General features: G+C 55.5%; 11 protein-coding genes and 2 pseudogenes. 3 read left to right on the top strand and 10 right to left on the bottom strand.

The features are described from left to right. Positions 1–81: 81 nt before the first annotated feature. Positions 82–907 (bottom strand): annotated as a pseudogene (locus QZR18_RS07870) (DUF5692 family protein); the annotation flags it as partial. On the opposite strand from QZR18_RS07870, the pseudogene QZR18_RS07865 reads away from it, so the two are divergent. Together QZR18_RS07865 and QZR18_RS07860 are read left to right on the top strand one after the other, a co-directional pair. Next, positions 902–1,503: pseudogene (locus tag QZR18_RS07865) on the top strand (DUF5692 family protein); the annotation flags it as partial. The pseudogenes QZR18_RS07870 and QZR18_RS07865 overlap by 6 nt on opposite strands. Before the next feature lie 57 nt (positions 1,504–1,560). Then, the gene (locus tag QZR18_RS07860) at positions 1,561–2,451 is read left to right on the top strand and encodes a hypothetical protein (protein ID WP_178705817.1); all 891 of its coding nucleotides are present in this window, start codon (positions 1,561–1,563) and stop codon (positions 2,449–2,451) included. A gap of 23 nt (positions 2,452–2,474) precedes the next feature. On the opposite strand, the gene QZR18_RS07855 is transcribed toward QZR18_RS07860, so the two are convergent. Genes QZR18_RS07855 through QZR18_RS07845 form a run of 3 tightly spaced genes read right to left on the bottom strand, consistent with a single transcriptional unit; the run spans position 2,475 to position 3,747 of the window. Next, positions 2,475–2,837 (bottom strand): hypothetical protein, encoded by a 363-nt coding sequence (locus tag QZR18_RS07855; protein ID WP_178705815.1) that lies wholly within the window; start codon positions 2,835–2,837, stop codon positions 2,475–2,477. Then, positions 2,834–3,415 carry a GNAT family N-acetyltransferase gene (locus QZR18_RS07850; protein ID WP_178705813.1) on the bottom strand — a complete coding sequence of 194 codons (582 nt, stop codon included), beginning with the start codon at positions 3,413–3,415 and terminating at the stop codon, positions 2,834–2,836. The genes QZR18_RS07855 and QZR18_RS07850 overlap by 4 nt, the downstream gene beginning before the upstream one ends. Before the next feature lie 17 nt (positions 3,416–3,432). Then, complete coding sequence (locus QZR18_RS07845) at positions 3,433–3,747, bottom strand: EamA family transporter (RefSeq protein ID WP_295910873.1); 315 nt, start codon at positions 3,745–3,747, stop codon at positions 3,433–3,435. Between the two features lie 214 nt (positions 3,748–3,961). Here QZR18_RS07845 and QZR18_RS07840 point away from each other — a divergent pair, with 214 nt between their 5' ends. After that, the gene (locus QZR18_RS07840; protein ID WP_178705819.1) at positions 3,962–4,579 is read left to right on the top strand and encodes a GNAT family N-acetyltransferase; all 618 of its coding nucleotides are present in this window, start codon (positions 3,962–3,964) and stop codon (positions 4,577–4,579) included. A gap of 120 nt (positions 4,580–4,699) precedes the next feature. On the opposite strand, the gene QZR18_RS07835 is transcribed toward QZR18_RS07840, so the two are convergent. The 6 genes from QZR18_RS07835 to QZR18_RS07810 form a co-directional block, all read right to left on the bottom strand. Continuing rightward, positions 4,700–6,943: a hypothetical protein gene (locus tag QZR18_RS07835; RefSeq protein ID WP_295910871.1), complete on the bottom strand. Its 2,244-nt coding sequence runs from the start codon at positions 6,941–6,943 to the stop codon at positions 4,700–4,702. Between the two features lie 82 nt (positions 6,944–7,025). Next, complete coding sequence (locus QZR18_RS07830; RefSeq protein ID WP_178705544.1) at positions 7,026–8,078, bottom strand: hypothetical protein; 1,053 nt, start codon at positions 8,076–8,078, stop codon at positions 7,026–7,028. 54 nt (positions 8,079–8,132) lie between these two features. After that, entirely contained in the window at positions 8,133–9,122 is a 990-nt protein-coding gene (locus QZR18_RS07825) for a hypothetical protein (RefSeq protein ID WP_178705547.1), read from the bottom strand. Positions 9,123–9,177: 55 nt separating this feature from the next. Further along, positions 9,178–10,389 (bottom strand): hypothetical protein, encoded by a 1,212-nt coding sequence (locus QZR18_RS07820; protein ID WP_178705550.1) that lies wholly within the window; start codon positions 10,387–10,389, stop codon positions 9,178–9,180. A gap of 107 nt (positions 10,390–10,496) precedes the next feature. Then, entirely contained in the window at positions 10,497–11,525 is a 1,029-nt protein-coding gene (locus tag QZR18_RS07815) for a hypothetical protein (protein WP_178705553.1), read from the bottom strand. A 9-nt stretch (positions 11,526–11,534) separates the two neighbouring features. Further along, entirely contained in the window at positions 11,535–12,764 is a 1,230-nt protein-coding gene (locus tag QZR18_RS07810) for a hypothetical protein (protein ID WP_178705556.1), read from the bottom strand. Between the last annotated feature and the right edge of the window lie 224 nt (positions 12,765–12,988).

Below are 12,988 nucleotides of genomic sequence, written 5' to 3'. Positions count from 1 at the left end.
GGGCGCATGCCCCGGCCACTTCTGTTTCGTGTCTGTTTTTCCACGAGATTGCGAAATCCAATGGAAGAGCCGGCCACGATCTTAAGACGCCGTCACAAACCCCGCTTTCTCGGGTGTCGTCCCAAGGCGCGCAGCGATTAGTTCTTTGTCTTCATCCGAGGCTAAATCCCGCACCCACCCCACGTAAGTCGGCTCATCCGCGTGAACCTCCTGCGTGAAGGGATTGCGCTTCTTTGAGACGTTTACATACACGTGGCGGCCGAAAACCCACACATTTGCAAGCAGCGCGACTGCCGAGATAATGAACATCGCGCTTGGGTTGTGCGCGCTGCGGTGCGCAAACATCGAGTCCTGCATCAAATGCGGGAAAGTGAGCACCACAGCCGACCAGAAAGTCAGCGTGTAGGCCCGATATTGGATCCACGCGCCTCGTCCAAACTTCATAAGAGCCGGAATCGTACACGCCGCCAACAGTGTCACGCCCGAATACCAGGCGCGGTCCGCTAGACAGTTGTAGACGTAGGCGAAATTCCACAGGTCGTAGGCGATAATCCACTCGATCGTCAGGTCATCCCAGACGAGCGCGCGTTCCTTGCCTTTCGACACAAAGATCCCAATCCACCCCGTGAATGCCGTAGCACTGGAAATCGCCTACCACGGCCTCGGCAATGTTGGCGGAAAGGATCACCGGTAGAATTAGCAGGTACCCGCGCTTCTGCTGCAGCCCCGGGAATACCTGAAGCGCGACCAAACACAGGGACCCCGCCAGCGCCGAGTGCTGCTTGACGATTGGGAAGCAGCCTGCCGAGGCCGTGCCCTGCGTCGAGTGCGGCCACCAAAAGACCATGAGCGCGACAGGTATGAGGATAAAGACGGTGAGGACCAGCCACATATTGCACCGGGCAAGCAGAAGGTCCAGGGGCTGATCTGGGTGGACATGGTGTGGCCGTGGGTCATTGCTTACGACTTGTGGAACCACGCGTTCCTCTGCAACTCGCTGGTTGACTACACGTGGTACTGCACTCTTGCCCTGCTACTGGCCTGCATGATCCCCGCGTTCACCTGTGTGAAGGGACAGTGGATCTAGCTCCGTTGCTTCACACTGGTGTTCTGGATTTCGATGAATACTTTGCTTCCCGAGATCTTGGTGCCGCCCTCGGATATCTTTAACTTTGTGACCAGGAACCCGCGGGCGAACATCGCGTGCGCGGTGGTCGCATTGGTGGCGAATGTTATGTTCTTTGCCTACTGGCTTTACACGATCGTGGTGTTCAAACGCAATCCGATCACCGGAGTTTTGTACTGTGAGCTGGCGGAGTTCCGTGCAATTGTGCGCGAGTGCTGCGACGATAAGGATCAGTATTTCTTGGTCGGTCGGATTCCAAAACGCCTGCAGAGCTTGGGTTTGAGCCTTCGTCCACTACCGCGCCTGTCGATGGATACTCCTCGTGGATGCCGTGGTGGAAGCGAGAAGATCGGCGCTACCCGATGAAGCGTGGGTAGTGCATTGTTCCAGTAGAATCGCACTACCTGTTTTCGATGTGAGTGATAAGGGGCAATATGAGCCAGGAGAAAGAACCTTTGCTCTCCGAAGAAGCCACGCATGGCTATCAGGAAGATGAACTTCTTGATGCTCCCGTTTTTGAAGGAGAACTCATTGAAGATAATGAGAATGCCCCGCTGCTTTCTGAACTCTCAACGGAGGAAGGGCAAGAGGCCTCGGTCTACGCGGTCTTCTTTCTGAAGAAACTCTTGCGAATTCGGGGAGTACGGATCTCGCGCGAGGACTTCTTGCGCCAGGAACTGCGAAAGCTTCATCTAAGTGATGCCCAGATTGAGTGTGCTATTGCCAGCAATCCACTCTCAGCGGGAGTTTCGCGCAAGTCTTTGGACAAACTGGCAAATGACGCGATCTCATTCGAAACGAAGAAATCTACCGCGCTCTCTTTTGCTGCAGGAATCCCCGGTGGCTTCGCGATGCTCGGAACCGTGCCCGCCGACCTCACTCAGTACTACGTTCACTCGCTGCGGATCATGCAAAAGCTTGCGTACCTGTATGGGTGGAAAGAATTCTTAACGGATTTGGACGATGTCGATGATGAGACGATCGCCCAGATGGGCCTCTTCTTCGGCGTCATGCTGGGAGTTGCCGGAGCTGCCGAGTCGATGCGGGATTTTGCTCGGATGATTGTTGCTCCTGCTATTGAAAAGCGAGTTGCGCGCAAGGCCTTGATGAATGGGACTTGGTACCCGGTCGTTAAGAAATCCCTCAAGGTCATCGGAATTTCCGTGACGAAGCAGGGCTTTACCAAAACAATGTCGAAGATCCTCCCGCTCATTGGCGGAGTGATCTCGGGTGGTATGACCTTCGTTTCGCTTCAAACTCAGGCTAACCGACTCAAGCAGCACCTGCGTCAGCTCCCGCCTCCGGGCATCAATACCGCGGAGTGAAACAAGCTAATAACTGAGGCCTCCTACTTCCCTCGAAACACCCTCCACGCCCCGCGAATTAGAGGAATCTGAAGCGGCAGCCGAGCATACGCAAGTGCCTGTGCGCCCGCAGGCTTGCCTTCCTTGCGATAATCCACCGCCATCTTGATGTTTGCAGGGAAGACCGCGACGTACAGTGCGCTCGCGGCCAAGCCGGCCAGTCGCCTCGTCAATGGAAGCGCAAGGCCAGCGGCAATTGCCAACTCGGCAGCGCCGCTCACCAAGGTGTAGGTTCGCGCATTCCCGGGAAGGCTACGTGGCACAATCGCGTCATAAACCTGCGGTGCCTTGAAATGCATAACTCCTGCTCCTGCAAGCAAAAGTGCATGCCAGTGTGCTGTCTTCATGAGGACTCCTGAACTGCGGCGTCGCGCCGCAAAATGAACTCGCGGTCAGCGTGATCGCCAACCATAAATGAATACTCTCCGACCTTCGTGAAACCGTAGCGACCGTACAGCCTCTGTGCACCGTAGTTCTCGCTCCATGCTCCAATCCAAAGTGTTCGCGGCCCGTCTGCCTCGAGCCAATTCAACGCATGTTCAAGCATCCGTGAACCACGTCCGCCACCTTGGTATTCCCGTAGCAGATAGAGCCGCTGAACCTCTCCGTCGGTGGGCTTCACGTCGGGGTGGGGGAGGTGTGCGGGGCAAACGGTCACGTAGCCAATCAGTTTGCCTTCCGAGGCCGTGCGCGTATCAGTACACTCTGGTGCAGTCGCGGCGGCCTCGCTTTCCTCAAGAAAAAGCAACCAGGTCGGGCGCTTCGGATCCGCAAGCTCTGCGCGAAGGACCTCGGGGGAGTAGGCCTCGTGAATGAAACGATCAAGGTCGTCGGGTGCATATAGGTGGCCAAAAGTCTGCGTGAAGCACGTGGACGCAAGCGCGGACAGAGCGTCTGCATCTTCGAGTGTTGCGCGGCGCAGCATAACTCTCCCTCCTCGGGCTAGCCGATGACCATCAGTATGACCCCAGTACACATACTAGCGATTCCAAATGAATACCGTCCCGAGACGTGTTCACACAACATGAGTGCTGAAAATACAACCGCCACCAGTATTGAAAGTTTGTCGATAGGGACAACGATGGACGCGGAGCCTTCCTGGAACGCTCGGTAGTAGCACAGCCGCGATGCGCCGGTTGCAAGCCCGGAGAGGAAAAGAAAGAGATAAGCGTTGAATCGTGGCCGTGGATTCCAAGCTTCGCAAATGCAGCGGTGATGCCAGCGAAGAATGCTGAACCTCAGGCGAAGAGAAGTCACATATTTTCAGGTTAGCGCTAGGAAGGGCCATCGAATACTCGCCTGAAATTTCCTCAAAAAATTCCCGATACATTTATGAATGCAAACTGTTGCGAGTGCGCCGTTCTGCCTACATACTGACTCTAGAAAGAACGGGTGCAGGTTGATGCATTAGCCTTAAAACCTCAGTATCCACTCATACTCAGACATGAGGAATCGACGATCGGGGAAGGCCATGCACGTTTATTCTGCGCGTGAGGATCAGATAGATAAGCTCGCTGATCTCGCGGGTGCAGCCTTCGAAAATTATCCTCTTCACACGGCGGTGAAAGGGTTACTTGCTGAACCCGAAAAATTCCCCGACTGGATTCGTGATCTTCACGCCGTCATGATCCGCGTATTTGTGCGTTATCACACGGTTTTGGTCTTAGAAGATCAGGGGAGAATCCTTGGCGTTGCCCTGCTTAACCGCCGCCCACCAGGGCTGCTTGAATACTTGCGTTACTGCAGGCCGCTCCTTGGATACATGCGCTTTGACCGCTTGGTGCGTTTCTTCTCTTTTACCGAGGCCGCGGATTCAGTTGTCCGCAAAGCATCGGATTTTCAGTGGTTCCTGACGGTGATCGCAGTTGATCCGGAATTTCAACACCGAGGCCACGGCAGGATTTTCCTTGAACGTGGGATTGAGGGATACATTCGTTCCCATGGGGGAGGCTGCCTCGCATTTATTACATGTACCCCAAGGAATGCGAACTTGTATTCGAGTGTGGGATACAGAATTGTTGGTGAGCACTCGGTGTCTTTAGACGGCAACGATGTGCCTGTGTGGTCTTTTGAGAAGGTAATCGAGTAGAGATCTTCTGGCGCCGTTCTTAATGGAGGGAAGAATGCGTTGAAGGTTTCTACAAAGAGGTTGAGGGCTTGGTATCACGTGATACCAAGCCCTCAACCTATCCTTGAGCTCTCTCGCTCGTCATTGCTGCGTGGGTCCCTGTGTCCAGGGATTTGGCTGCTGGCCCTGCTGCCATTGTTGTCCTTGACCGGGCTGCTGGCCCTGCTGCGGCTGGCTGGGCTGGCCTTGTCCGGGCTGGCCTTGCTGCCCATTCTGGGCGCCCTGACCGTTTTGAGGCTGCCACTGCTGCCCCTGTTGCTGTCCGGGGCCGTAAGGCTGCTGTGCGGGTTGTCCGCCCCACTGCTGCGCTTGTTGAGCGGACTGTCCCTGCTGCCACTGTTGCCACTGCTGGCCTTGTTGCTGGCCGGTACCGTAGGGCTGCTGTGCGGGTTGTCCGCCCCATTGCTGACCCTGTTGTGAAGCAGGTCCGTAGGGGTTGCGAGAAGGTTGTGTACTCTGCTGCCATTGCTGCTGAGCTGGAACCTGACTCTGCCACTGCTGGTTTTGCCCGGGCTGCTGGCCCTGTGCAGGTTGCTGTCCCCACTGCTGAGGAGCGCCGTAGGGAGAGCCCTGAGGTTGCTGGCTTTGTTGCGGCGCCGGCGGAACAATACTTTGACCCCGGAAGCTCATACCTTGCTGCTGCTGGGGTGGAAGCGGCTGCCCCCACTGCTGGCGAGGTGCTTGCTGCTGGCTGGGAATGGGAGCATATCCCTGCTGTCCCCACTGTTGTGGTGCGGGCTGCTGTTGCTGCTGTGGCCGTTGTCCCCACTGCTGCGGAGCAGGCTGAGGCGCAGGGGACTGGGCAGGCTGAGGCGCAGGGGACTGGGCAGGCTGAGGCTGGCTCCACTGCTGCTGTGAGCCTTGCCCAGGCTGCGACTGAGCAGCTGGTGCTTGGGTAGGTTGAGCAGAAGCAGTTGGTGCTGGAGCAGCTGGCGCAGGGGTCGAGGCCGCTGCAGCCGCTTGCTCTTCCACGTGGGGCTTTGCCTGTACGGGTTCAGCCGTCGGCTGTACGGAAGGTACCGATTGGTTCGGTGTTTGAGCTTCAGGCTGAGAAACCGCAGAATGGCGGGCGGGCGAAGGCTCTGACTTCGGTGCCGGAGGAATGTGCACTGCAGGTGCCTGGGGCTGTTTCTGTGGTGCAGCATCTTGCGTCGATGCCGACTGAGGTTGCGCTGCCGGTGCCTGAGTCTGAGGCAGTGTGGCCTGTCGCTGAGCAGTCGGAACGGTAGCCTGGGCAGCAGCGTCTACGGGCTGAGAAACAGCCTGAGCTGCAGGTTGAGTAGGAGCCTGGAAAGTAGCAGGAGCGGTACTCTGCTGGGGAGCTGTACCTAGCGGAGCTGAACCCTGAAGAATCGCACCGGGTCCGCTGCCCTGCTGACGAGCTGCCTTTGCCGCTGCCTTTGCGCGCTTTCGCTCATCGCGCTCGCGGCGCTTATCTTCACGAGTGCGTTCGCGCGTCGACGGAGCTGCTGCATGTGCCTGTTCATCTCCCGATGCTTGGTCAGCACTCTTGGAAGCGGAAGAAAGACGGCGAAGAACGAAAATAACCAGTGCTCCAACCACCAGAACACCTGCTACGACGCCACCGATAATCCAGATCAGTGACGATGAGAACGACGAAGAAGCCGGAGTCGACGGAGCTGTGCGGTTGCGGTCAGGCGCACTTGGTTCAGGAGCGGGCTCGGGCAGCGGGCTGAGGGTAGGAATATCAGTTCCAAATTGCCCATTCACTGTCGCGGCGCCCTGATACCTGCTCGTCTTCTTACCGTGGACTGCAACCTTTCCGGTGGGCTTTTGCCACGTGACGCTCTGATCAGTCGGCGAGTAGTCGTTGGTGCCACGCTTTGCGCGATCTTCGTCGTGGAACTGGGCACCTTCAGAGGCAGTATCAAGCTCGAATACCAGCGGACGGACATTGATGAAACCAATATCGCGCTGGCGGCCCAGGAAGTCAGTGTCTTTCATTAACTGGTCTGCGGAATAGACCAAGGTGAAATCGCCCTGCTCGGTCAGCGAATAGTACTTCCCGACGGCATCTCCACTTTCGAAGGGTGGGAAAACCGAGCAGCGAGTGAAGTTATCGCCCTGCGCGAATTCGATGCGGTAGTCGCCATTCCCGTTCGAGAAAGATTTACATTTGCCCTCATCGATTTGCTTGGAACGGTCGTAAATGTCGAAAGCCTTGCCGACGCTTCCCTTGTTATAGACGCTCAAAGTCACCGAGACGGTCAGATCTGAATTAGCTGCCTGTGCGCTCGTCGCTGTTGGGAGCACGAGAGCTCCGGCAAGCACAAGCGCGGCTGCCGTCGAGTACAAACGCTTCATTGAGACATCCTTCGAAATTGAATCAAGCTGCTGCAAGCATATCGAATTGTTTTAGTGTGGCAAAAATGCTGAAGCAGAGTGCTTAGCTAGTTGGCGGTCCGTAGGGATTTCGCGGTGAATCTCCATGAGCTCCGGGCAATTCGCTGGATGAAGAACCCGGTTTTTCGGAGTGTCCCTGCGCGTCGCCTGTTGTATCCGTTTCACCTTCCCATTGCGTCGCAAAAGGATTCTGGGAAGTGCGAGCAGATGGTTCCATCGCGCTTGGAATAGAAGAGGAACTGAAGGGCGACGGAGCTGTGGGAGTCTCCGTTTTGGCCTTGCGCTTTTGACGTCTGTCGAACCATGTACGCAAGAGAATGATCACAGTTGCCGGAAATAAGATGCTCCCCGTCATCGCCAGAACCAGTCGGGTGAAAGTTCCTTGGGAAGAGGACGATGCTGATTGAGTCGTGGGTGAACTTGTAGCGGTTGCGCGACGTGCGTACGACGCGTCTTGAAGATTCGTTGGCATGGGGACTGCGACAACCCCATTGAAGTTTTTACGTTCGATGGTGTGGAAATTCTTCGCTTTTTCTACAATTCCCTCAGCAGCAAAGGTGGGTGTGTGAATATTTAGCCACTCCACGGTACTGAAGTTGGGGTTACTGTCATCCAGCTGAGCGCCGCTGCTGGTTTTAATGAAACGCATGTAAAACCCTGAAAGTGTGACGCTCTGACGTGCGACGACTGTATTTTCGGGAAGACCCAAAGACAGCTTCTCCAAGGTCAGTGGTGACGTAGCAAATGTTAACTTCCCGTCTTCGTCGATGCCGACATAGGGATTCGCGTATCGGTTAAATTCCGTGGAGATAAAGCAATCGTTCGAATATGTCGCTTGGGTAAAGGTCACCGAGGACCAATCCAGTGCAACGGGAGAAGCCTGGCAGGACTCTTCAGTCAGCGTCTTCGAGAAATCATGCACCGTTACTTGATAGCTGACCGAATTTGGTTCACGAATTGTGAAGACTTCGTTAATTTTTACTTCGTTTTCTGCGCTATAGCCGGGGGTAGCGGTGAAAAGCGACAGCGCGATGACAGATGCACACACAGCCGCCCAAGTCTGCAGGCGGTGAAGGTGTCGGTGATAGGAGTGCATAAACTTCCTCAAGGTGAGCTTAGGTTCAAGGATGTGCGAGCGGTAGTGGTCGATTTAAACCGAAGGACTACGCCACTCCGAATCGAAAGGATTGTGAGGTTCTTGAACAGTCGGGGTGGGTGCGGGGGGTGTCGAAGATTGGGCTTGGTAGTCCGAGGAGGCAAGGGTCCCCGCCTGAGTCTTATTTCGTTCTAGACCCTTCTTCAGTATCCACCACATGCACCACACGAAAAACCCCCCCAGTCCCACGCCGATTACGGGGTTGATGACCCGGTTGATCAGCCACCCAAGACTAAAGGGTGATGGCGAGCTTGCTGTAGACGAAGGAGTGTATGAACTTGCTGTAGGTGAAGGAGTGTATGGCGTCGGCGCCGCAATAGTGCGTGAATGCGGAAAATCCGTCATTTCGGTCGGTACTGGAACGGCCGTAAGTTCGTTGAAATCTTTGCGCTCAATCGGGTGGGAATAAGAAGAAGAACCTTGGATATATCCTTCGGCACCCACGATCGAACCGAGGTCATTAATCCATCTCACCGAATCGCTCGTAGGATCGCTCTCCACAAGTTCCGAGCCTTTTGTGCCCTTTGTGATGGTCAGGTAGGGGCCGGTGAAGTCAACTCGACGTGCTATCACGGAAATGTCTTCGGGAAGGCCAAGGGCGAGGTCTTTGAGCTCCAGTGGAGCCGTAGCGAAGGTTACCTTTCCATCCTGATCGACTCCAACGTACGGGTTTGTTGCGCGCTTGAAATCCGTAGTAATTTCGCAGTAGTAGGAGTCTGAATAATCTGTGAATCGAGTCTGAGACCATTGCTGGACCATAGGAGATGCGTCGCAAGCATCTTGGGTGAGCGTCTTTGAATAGTCGATTACCGTAATGGAGTGACTGACGTTACCGTCCGACAAAATCATGAAAAACTCTCTGATCTCCGCCTGATTGCGAACAGCATGAGCGGGCGATGCCCCGAATAAGGAAGAGGAAATCATGAGCGCACAGGCCGTAATGCTGAGCAAAATGCGGTTTCGTCTAGAAATAGATGCTCTCATGAGTAATTCCTTAGTTTTCGTGATTTCCTGCGGCTGTGATTGCGTAAGTCTGAAGTCATTCCTCCGGCGGCGCAAAACGATTGCGTCCTCCTGAGGCTTTGTGCGACGCTGTCCCGCCCTGCGTGGAAGAAGATGGTCGGAAAGGATCATCCGCGGCCTCGGCTGGCGACGCTGCCTCGGGAATCGAAGGAATGTCCGGGGTGCTGGACGCAGGCTCCAAGGAGAAGGGATTGTGTCCAAGCGGGGTCGGGGATGGGGAGGGCTCGGGATGGGGGAGCGCTGTGGAGGCCTCGGCCTCGGTAACAGGCTGAGAACTCACATCAAAAAGATTCTCTGAACTTGGCTGGGCAGGCGGTCGAGCTGGTTCGTAGTACTGGGGAACGCTGAATGGCGAGGGCTCGGCTTTCTTTTTCTTCTTCTTTTTCTTCTTGAGTGAGTCAAAGCCCCAGACAATCGCGATAAAGATGATGGCTATCGGAAGACCACCGTATTTTTGAAGCGAACTCAAGACGGTGTCAAAAAACGAAATGACGCCAGGCGTGGAGTTTGAATTCTGAGAACTTGTTGTCCGTCGCGACGCGGCTTTGGACGGAGCCGAGGTCGCTTGATTGACGGTCGTGAGGTCACTAGGCACATCAACTGGTGAAATACCCCCGAGCTCCATGCGGATAATCGGGTGGAAATTTGAGGGCACCTTGACCGTGCCAATAGCTGCTACGGGAGCATTCAGTGCATCGCCGCTCCACTTAACAATGACCCAGTGATTAAAACCATCGTCAATAGAACCCCCTGATGAAAGCTGGGTAACTGCGGCGTTCGGTGCGCTGAAAGTGATCGAACGCATGCCTTTGAAATCTGTATCCGCGGGGAAAGAAAGATGGAGGTCCTCAGGGGCTACCGGGCGTGCGGCAAAGGTGAAATCGCCCTGTTTATTGATCGCTAGGTAGGGATTATTACCCACGATCGTTGCGCTAATCCTGCAGTATGACAGGTTTTTGTCGTTTGAGAAGGTTGTCTCCGCGCTGGCTTTCGACTGAGGTAGAGAACGGCATGCCTCTTCGGTCATGGTCTGAGAAGAATCAATAATGTTGAGCTCATATTTGATGAATCCGATATCGCTGAAGATGACGCTCTCGCCAATGGTGACATAGGCGCTGTCTGCGAGTGCAGGTGTCGCCATCAGCGTGGAGGCGCTACCAGCAACTAGGAACGTGCAGGCTGATATGCCCAGCAGGCGCACCACGCGTCGCATCAGAGTGGATCGCATATGAGTCCTTCCATGATCATTGCCGAGGCTGTGGCCAGTCTAGTGGGAGTACGCCTCCTGTGTGGGGTGAGGTAGGTGAGCACTCCCGCTGTGCCAGTAGAAAACGCTCAGTTCTTTGGTGGCTCAAACGGGTTGTGCCAGCCGCTTGAAGAAGGAGAAGGTGGTTGAGCGCCGGCGGAGGACGAACCCTGGTAGGGCGAAGCGGGTGCTGATCCTGCCTGTGGGCCCATGCCGGGCGGCGTATAGGTGCCTGTGGGCGTCGTTGAGCCATATGGTTGGGGGATTGATACTCCAGCTTGGTATGAGCTGAAACCGCTTTGGTAGTAGACGGTCTTCTTTTTATTCCTGCGTGAAATCAAAACTGCAGAAATAAGCACGAGAACGACGATGATGAATAGAGAGGAGAAAAAAACCAAACTCATGCCCGGAGTTCCAAAGAACATGCGCCCTAGCCCGCCGCTTCCTGTGTTGCTGGACGGGGTCGTCACATTGGGGGCCTGAAGATCAGTGGGCACTTCAACAGCGCTAATGCCGTTAAAGTCCTCGCGTTCTTGAGAGTGGAAACGGTCGTCGATTTCCACCCTTCCTTCGGCAGCGACCACTTCTTCAGAAACCTCATCCCAGTGAACGGTGTCGCCAGAATCATCGCGACGCACCGAGGCGCCTTCGCTCACACGTGATGTATTCAGGTTCCTCCCCGTCAATGAAAAGCGATGCGAAGAAACAACGGTACTGCTGGGAAGAGCGAGGTTGAGGTCTTCAATTTTCACTGGTTTTGCAGCGAAAGTGAGGTGCCCACTTGAATCAACCGCCACATAGGGATTCTTGTGTCGGTTGAAATCGGTTTCGATGCGGCAGTAGTTGTAAGAAGAATTGGCTTCGAATTCGACAACCGACCACTGTTGAGCCAAGGGGACTGCCTCGCAGGCAGCTTCGGTCATAGTTTGAGTGCGGTCAAAGATCGATAGCTCGTATTGGGAGCGCCCGCTATTGCGTGCGTAAACGCTTTCGCTAATCGAGACCTCGTGCTCTTCAGCATGAGTAGGGGCGGGCAAACCAATTGCGGCAAGGAATCCACACGCTAAAGCGCCGGCAAGGAAAGAGCGTGCTGTGGGCCTCGGGAAAGAAAAAGGCATCAGATACTCCTAGAGGGAATTTCGCCAGTCGGTCGAGTACGGATCTGGTGCTGAATCGGCGGCTTCCGCCGGACTTGCCGCTGGAGGTAGGGAAGAAGCGGGATCAGGGGAGGGCGCATAGGGGTTGTACGGCTCCGAGGAGGTAGCAGGCGGGGGCGAAGTCGGAGTTTGCGAGGCCGAGGCCGGCTGTGGCTCGCTGGGCGTGAGGTGGGGATCAGCGGGCACAGTGCTCTTCGGCGTGCTGGTTGAGGGGGCCTGCGATCCTGTTGAGAACGCGCTGGCAGAGGGGTCCTTTCCGCGAACGCTGAAGGGACTTGGTGCCTGTGAAGGAGCCCCCGACGTGCTGTGGGATGGAAGCGGTGTAGGAACGCGTACTGGGAATCCACCGCTCTGGTATTTGTTCTTGCGACGTCGGCGGGCGGAATACCTCGTTATAAACGTCGCACCAGCAAATACGATGATCGCTGGGAGCAAGCGAATGATGAATTGCATGAGGCCGGACATCATTCCCGAGGAGCTTGAGCTTGAACGTGCTGATGTCGAAGAAGGGGATGGGCTGTTAGAGCTGCTTGAGTTTGCTTTGACAGTAGCGGAAGCGTCTTGAAAATCGCCGGGCATATCAACGGCTTCGATACCTTGATAGGTCTTGCGTTCTTGAGTGTGGAAATCGTTGTCGACGTCGATAGTCCCCTCAGCGGCGACGACATCCTTTCCGATATTTTTCCAGGAGACGTTATCACCTGTGCTGTCCAGGCGGGTTTCCGCTCCCGCGTTGACCTGCGTTGCGTGGAACCCTCTTCCGGTGAGGCTCACGGACTGGTAGGTGAGAGTCGTGTCTTCAGGAAGCTCAAGACCAAGGTCTTCAAGTGCGATGGGGCGAGCGGCAAAAGTTACGCTTCGATTCTGATCGACAGCTACATAGGGGTTCACATGGCGATTGAAGTCAGTTTCGATGGTGCATCGAGTTGAGGTTGGTGAGGCACTGAAGGTGACGCGAGACCACTCCAATGCCACTGGAAGAGACTCGCAGGCTTCCTTACTGATGAAGTTGGACTGCTCGATGAGTGAAAACTGGTGAGTGACACGTCCGTCAACTCGGATCCAGAAAGTCTGAGAAATACCGAAACGATGGCCTGCTGCTTGAGCTGATGGAGCATTGATTACTGGCGCGACCATCGCCAAAGCGCACATGCCGGCAAGAGAGAAGGTCGCAACTCGCTTTGTCAAAGGGAAAGACATGTCATGCTCCTGTGAGGGGTTAACTGTCGTCGGGGCGACCGCGGCTGCGTGCGGTCGCCCCGAAAAGTATTCAGAACTGAGAGCGAGCGCTGCTCAGGCCTGTGGGTATTGGCCCGGCTGCTGGCCTTGCTCAGGGTATTGACCCGCCTGGGGTTGCTGAGGTGCCTGTGGGTACTGAGTCGCCTGCGGGTACTGTCCCTGCTCGGGGTATTGACCGGGCTGGG

It is taken from the genome of uncultured Actinomyces sp., assembly GCA_900541895.1.
In the GTDB taxonomy this organism is placed as follows: domain Bacteria; phylum Actinomycetota; class Actinomycetes; order Actinomycetales; family Actinomycetaceae; genus Pauljensenia.
The sequence above is the reverse complement of the archived record's forward strand: the minus strand, read 5'-3'. Positions and strand labels throughout refer to the sequence as shown.

What these genes read in the sequence shown, in the direction of transcription:
- QZR18_RS07860 (WP_178705817.1), top strand. Translation starts at nt 1,561, where the DNA reads ATGAGCCAGGAGAAAGAACCTTTGCTCTCCGAAGAAGCCACGCATGGC.
- QZR18_RS07855 (WP_178705815.1), bottom strand. Translation starts at nt 2,837, where the DNA reads ATGAAGACAGCACACTGGCATGCACTTTTGCTTGCAGGAGCAGGAGTT.
- QZR18_RS07850 (WP_178705813.1), bottom strand. Translation starts at nt 3,415, where the DNA reads ATGCTGCGCCGCGCAACACTCGAAGATGCAGACGCTCTGTCCGCGCTT.
- QZR18_RS07840 (WP_178705819.1), top strand. Translation starts at nt 3,962, where the DNA reads ATGCACGTTTATTCTGCGCGTGAGGATCAGATAGATAAGCTCGCTGAT.
- QZR18_RS07835 (WP_295910871.1), bottom strand. Translation starts at nt 6,943, where the DNA reads ATGAAGCGTTTGTACTCGACGGCAGCCGCGCTTGTGCTTGCCGGAGCT.
- QZR18_RS07830 (WP_178705544.1), bottom strand. Translation starts at nt 8,078, where the DNA reads ATGCACTCCTATCACCGACACCTTCACCGCCTGCAGACTTGGGCGGCT.
- QZR18_RS07825 (WP_178705547.1), bottom strand. Translation starts at nt 9,122, where the DNA reads ATGAGAGCATCTATTTCTAGACGAAACCGCATTTTGCTCAGCATTACG.
- QZR18_RS07820 (WP_178705550.1), bottom strand. Translation starts at nt 10,389, where the DNA reads ATGCGATCCACTCTGATGCGACGCGTGGTGCGCCTGCTGGGCATATCA.
- QZR18_RS07815 (WP_178705553.1), bottom strand. Translation starts at nt 11,525, where the DNA reads ATGCCTTTTTCTTTCCCGAGGCCCACAGCACGCTCTTTCCTTGCCGGC.
- QZR18_RS07810 (WP_178705556.1), bottom strand. Translation starts at nt 12,764, where the DNA reads ATGTCTTTCCCTTTGACAAAGCGAGTTGCGACCTTCTCTCTTGCCGGC.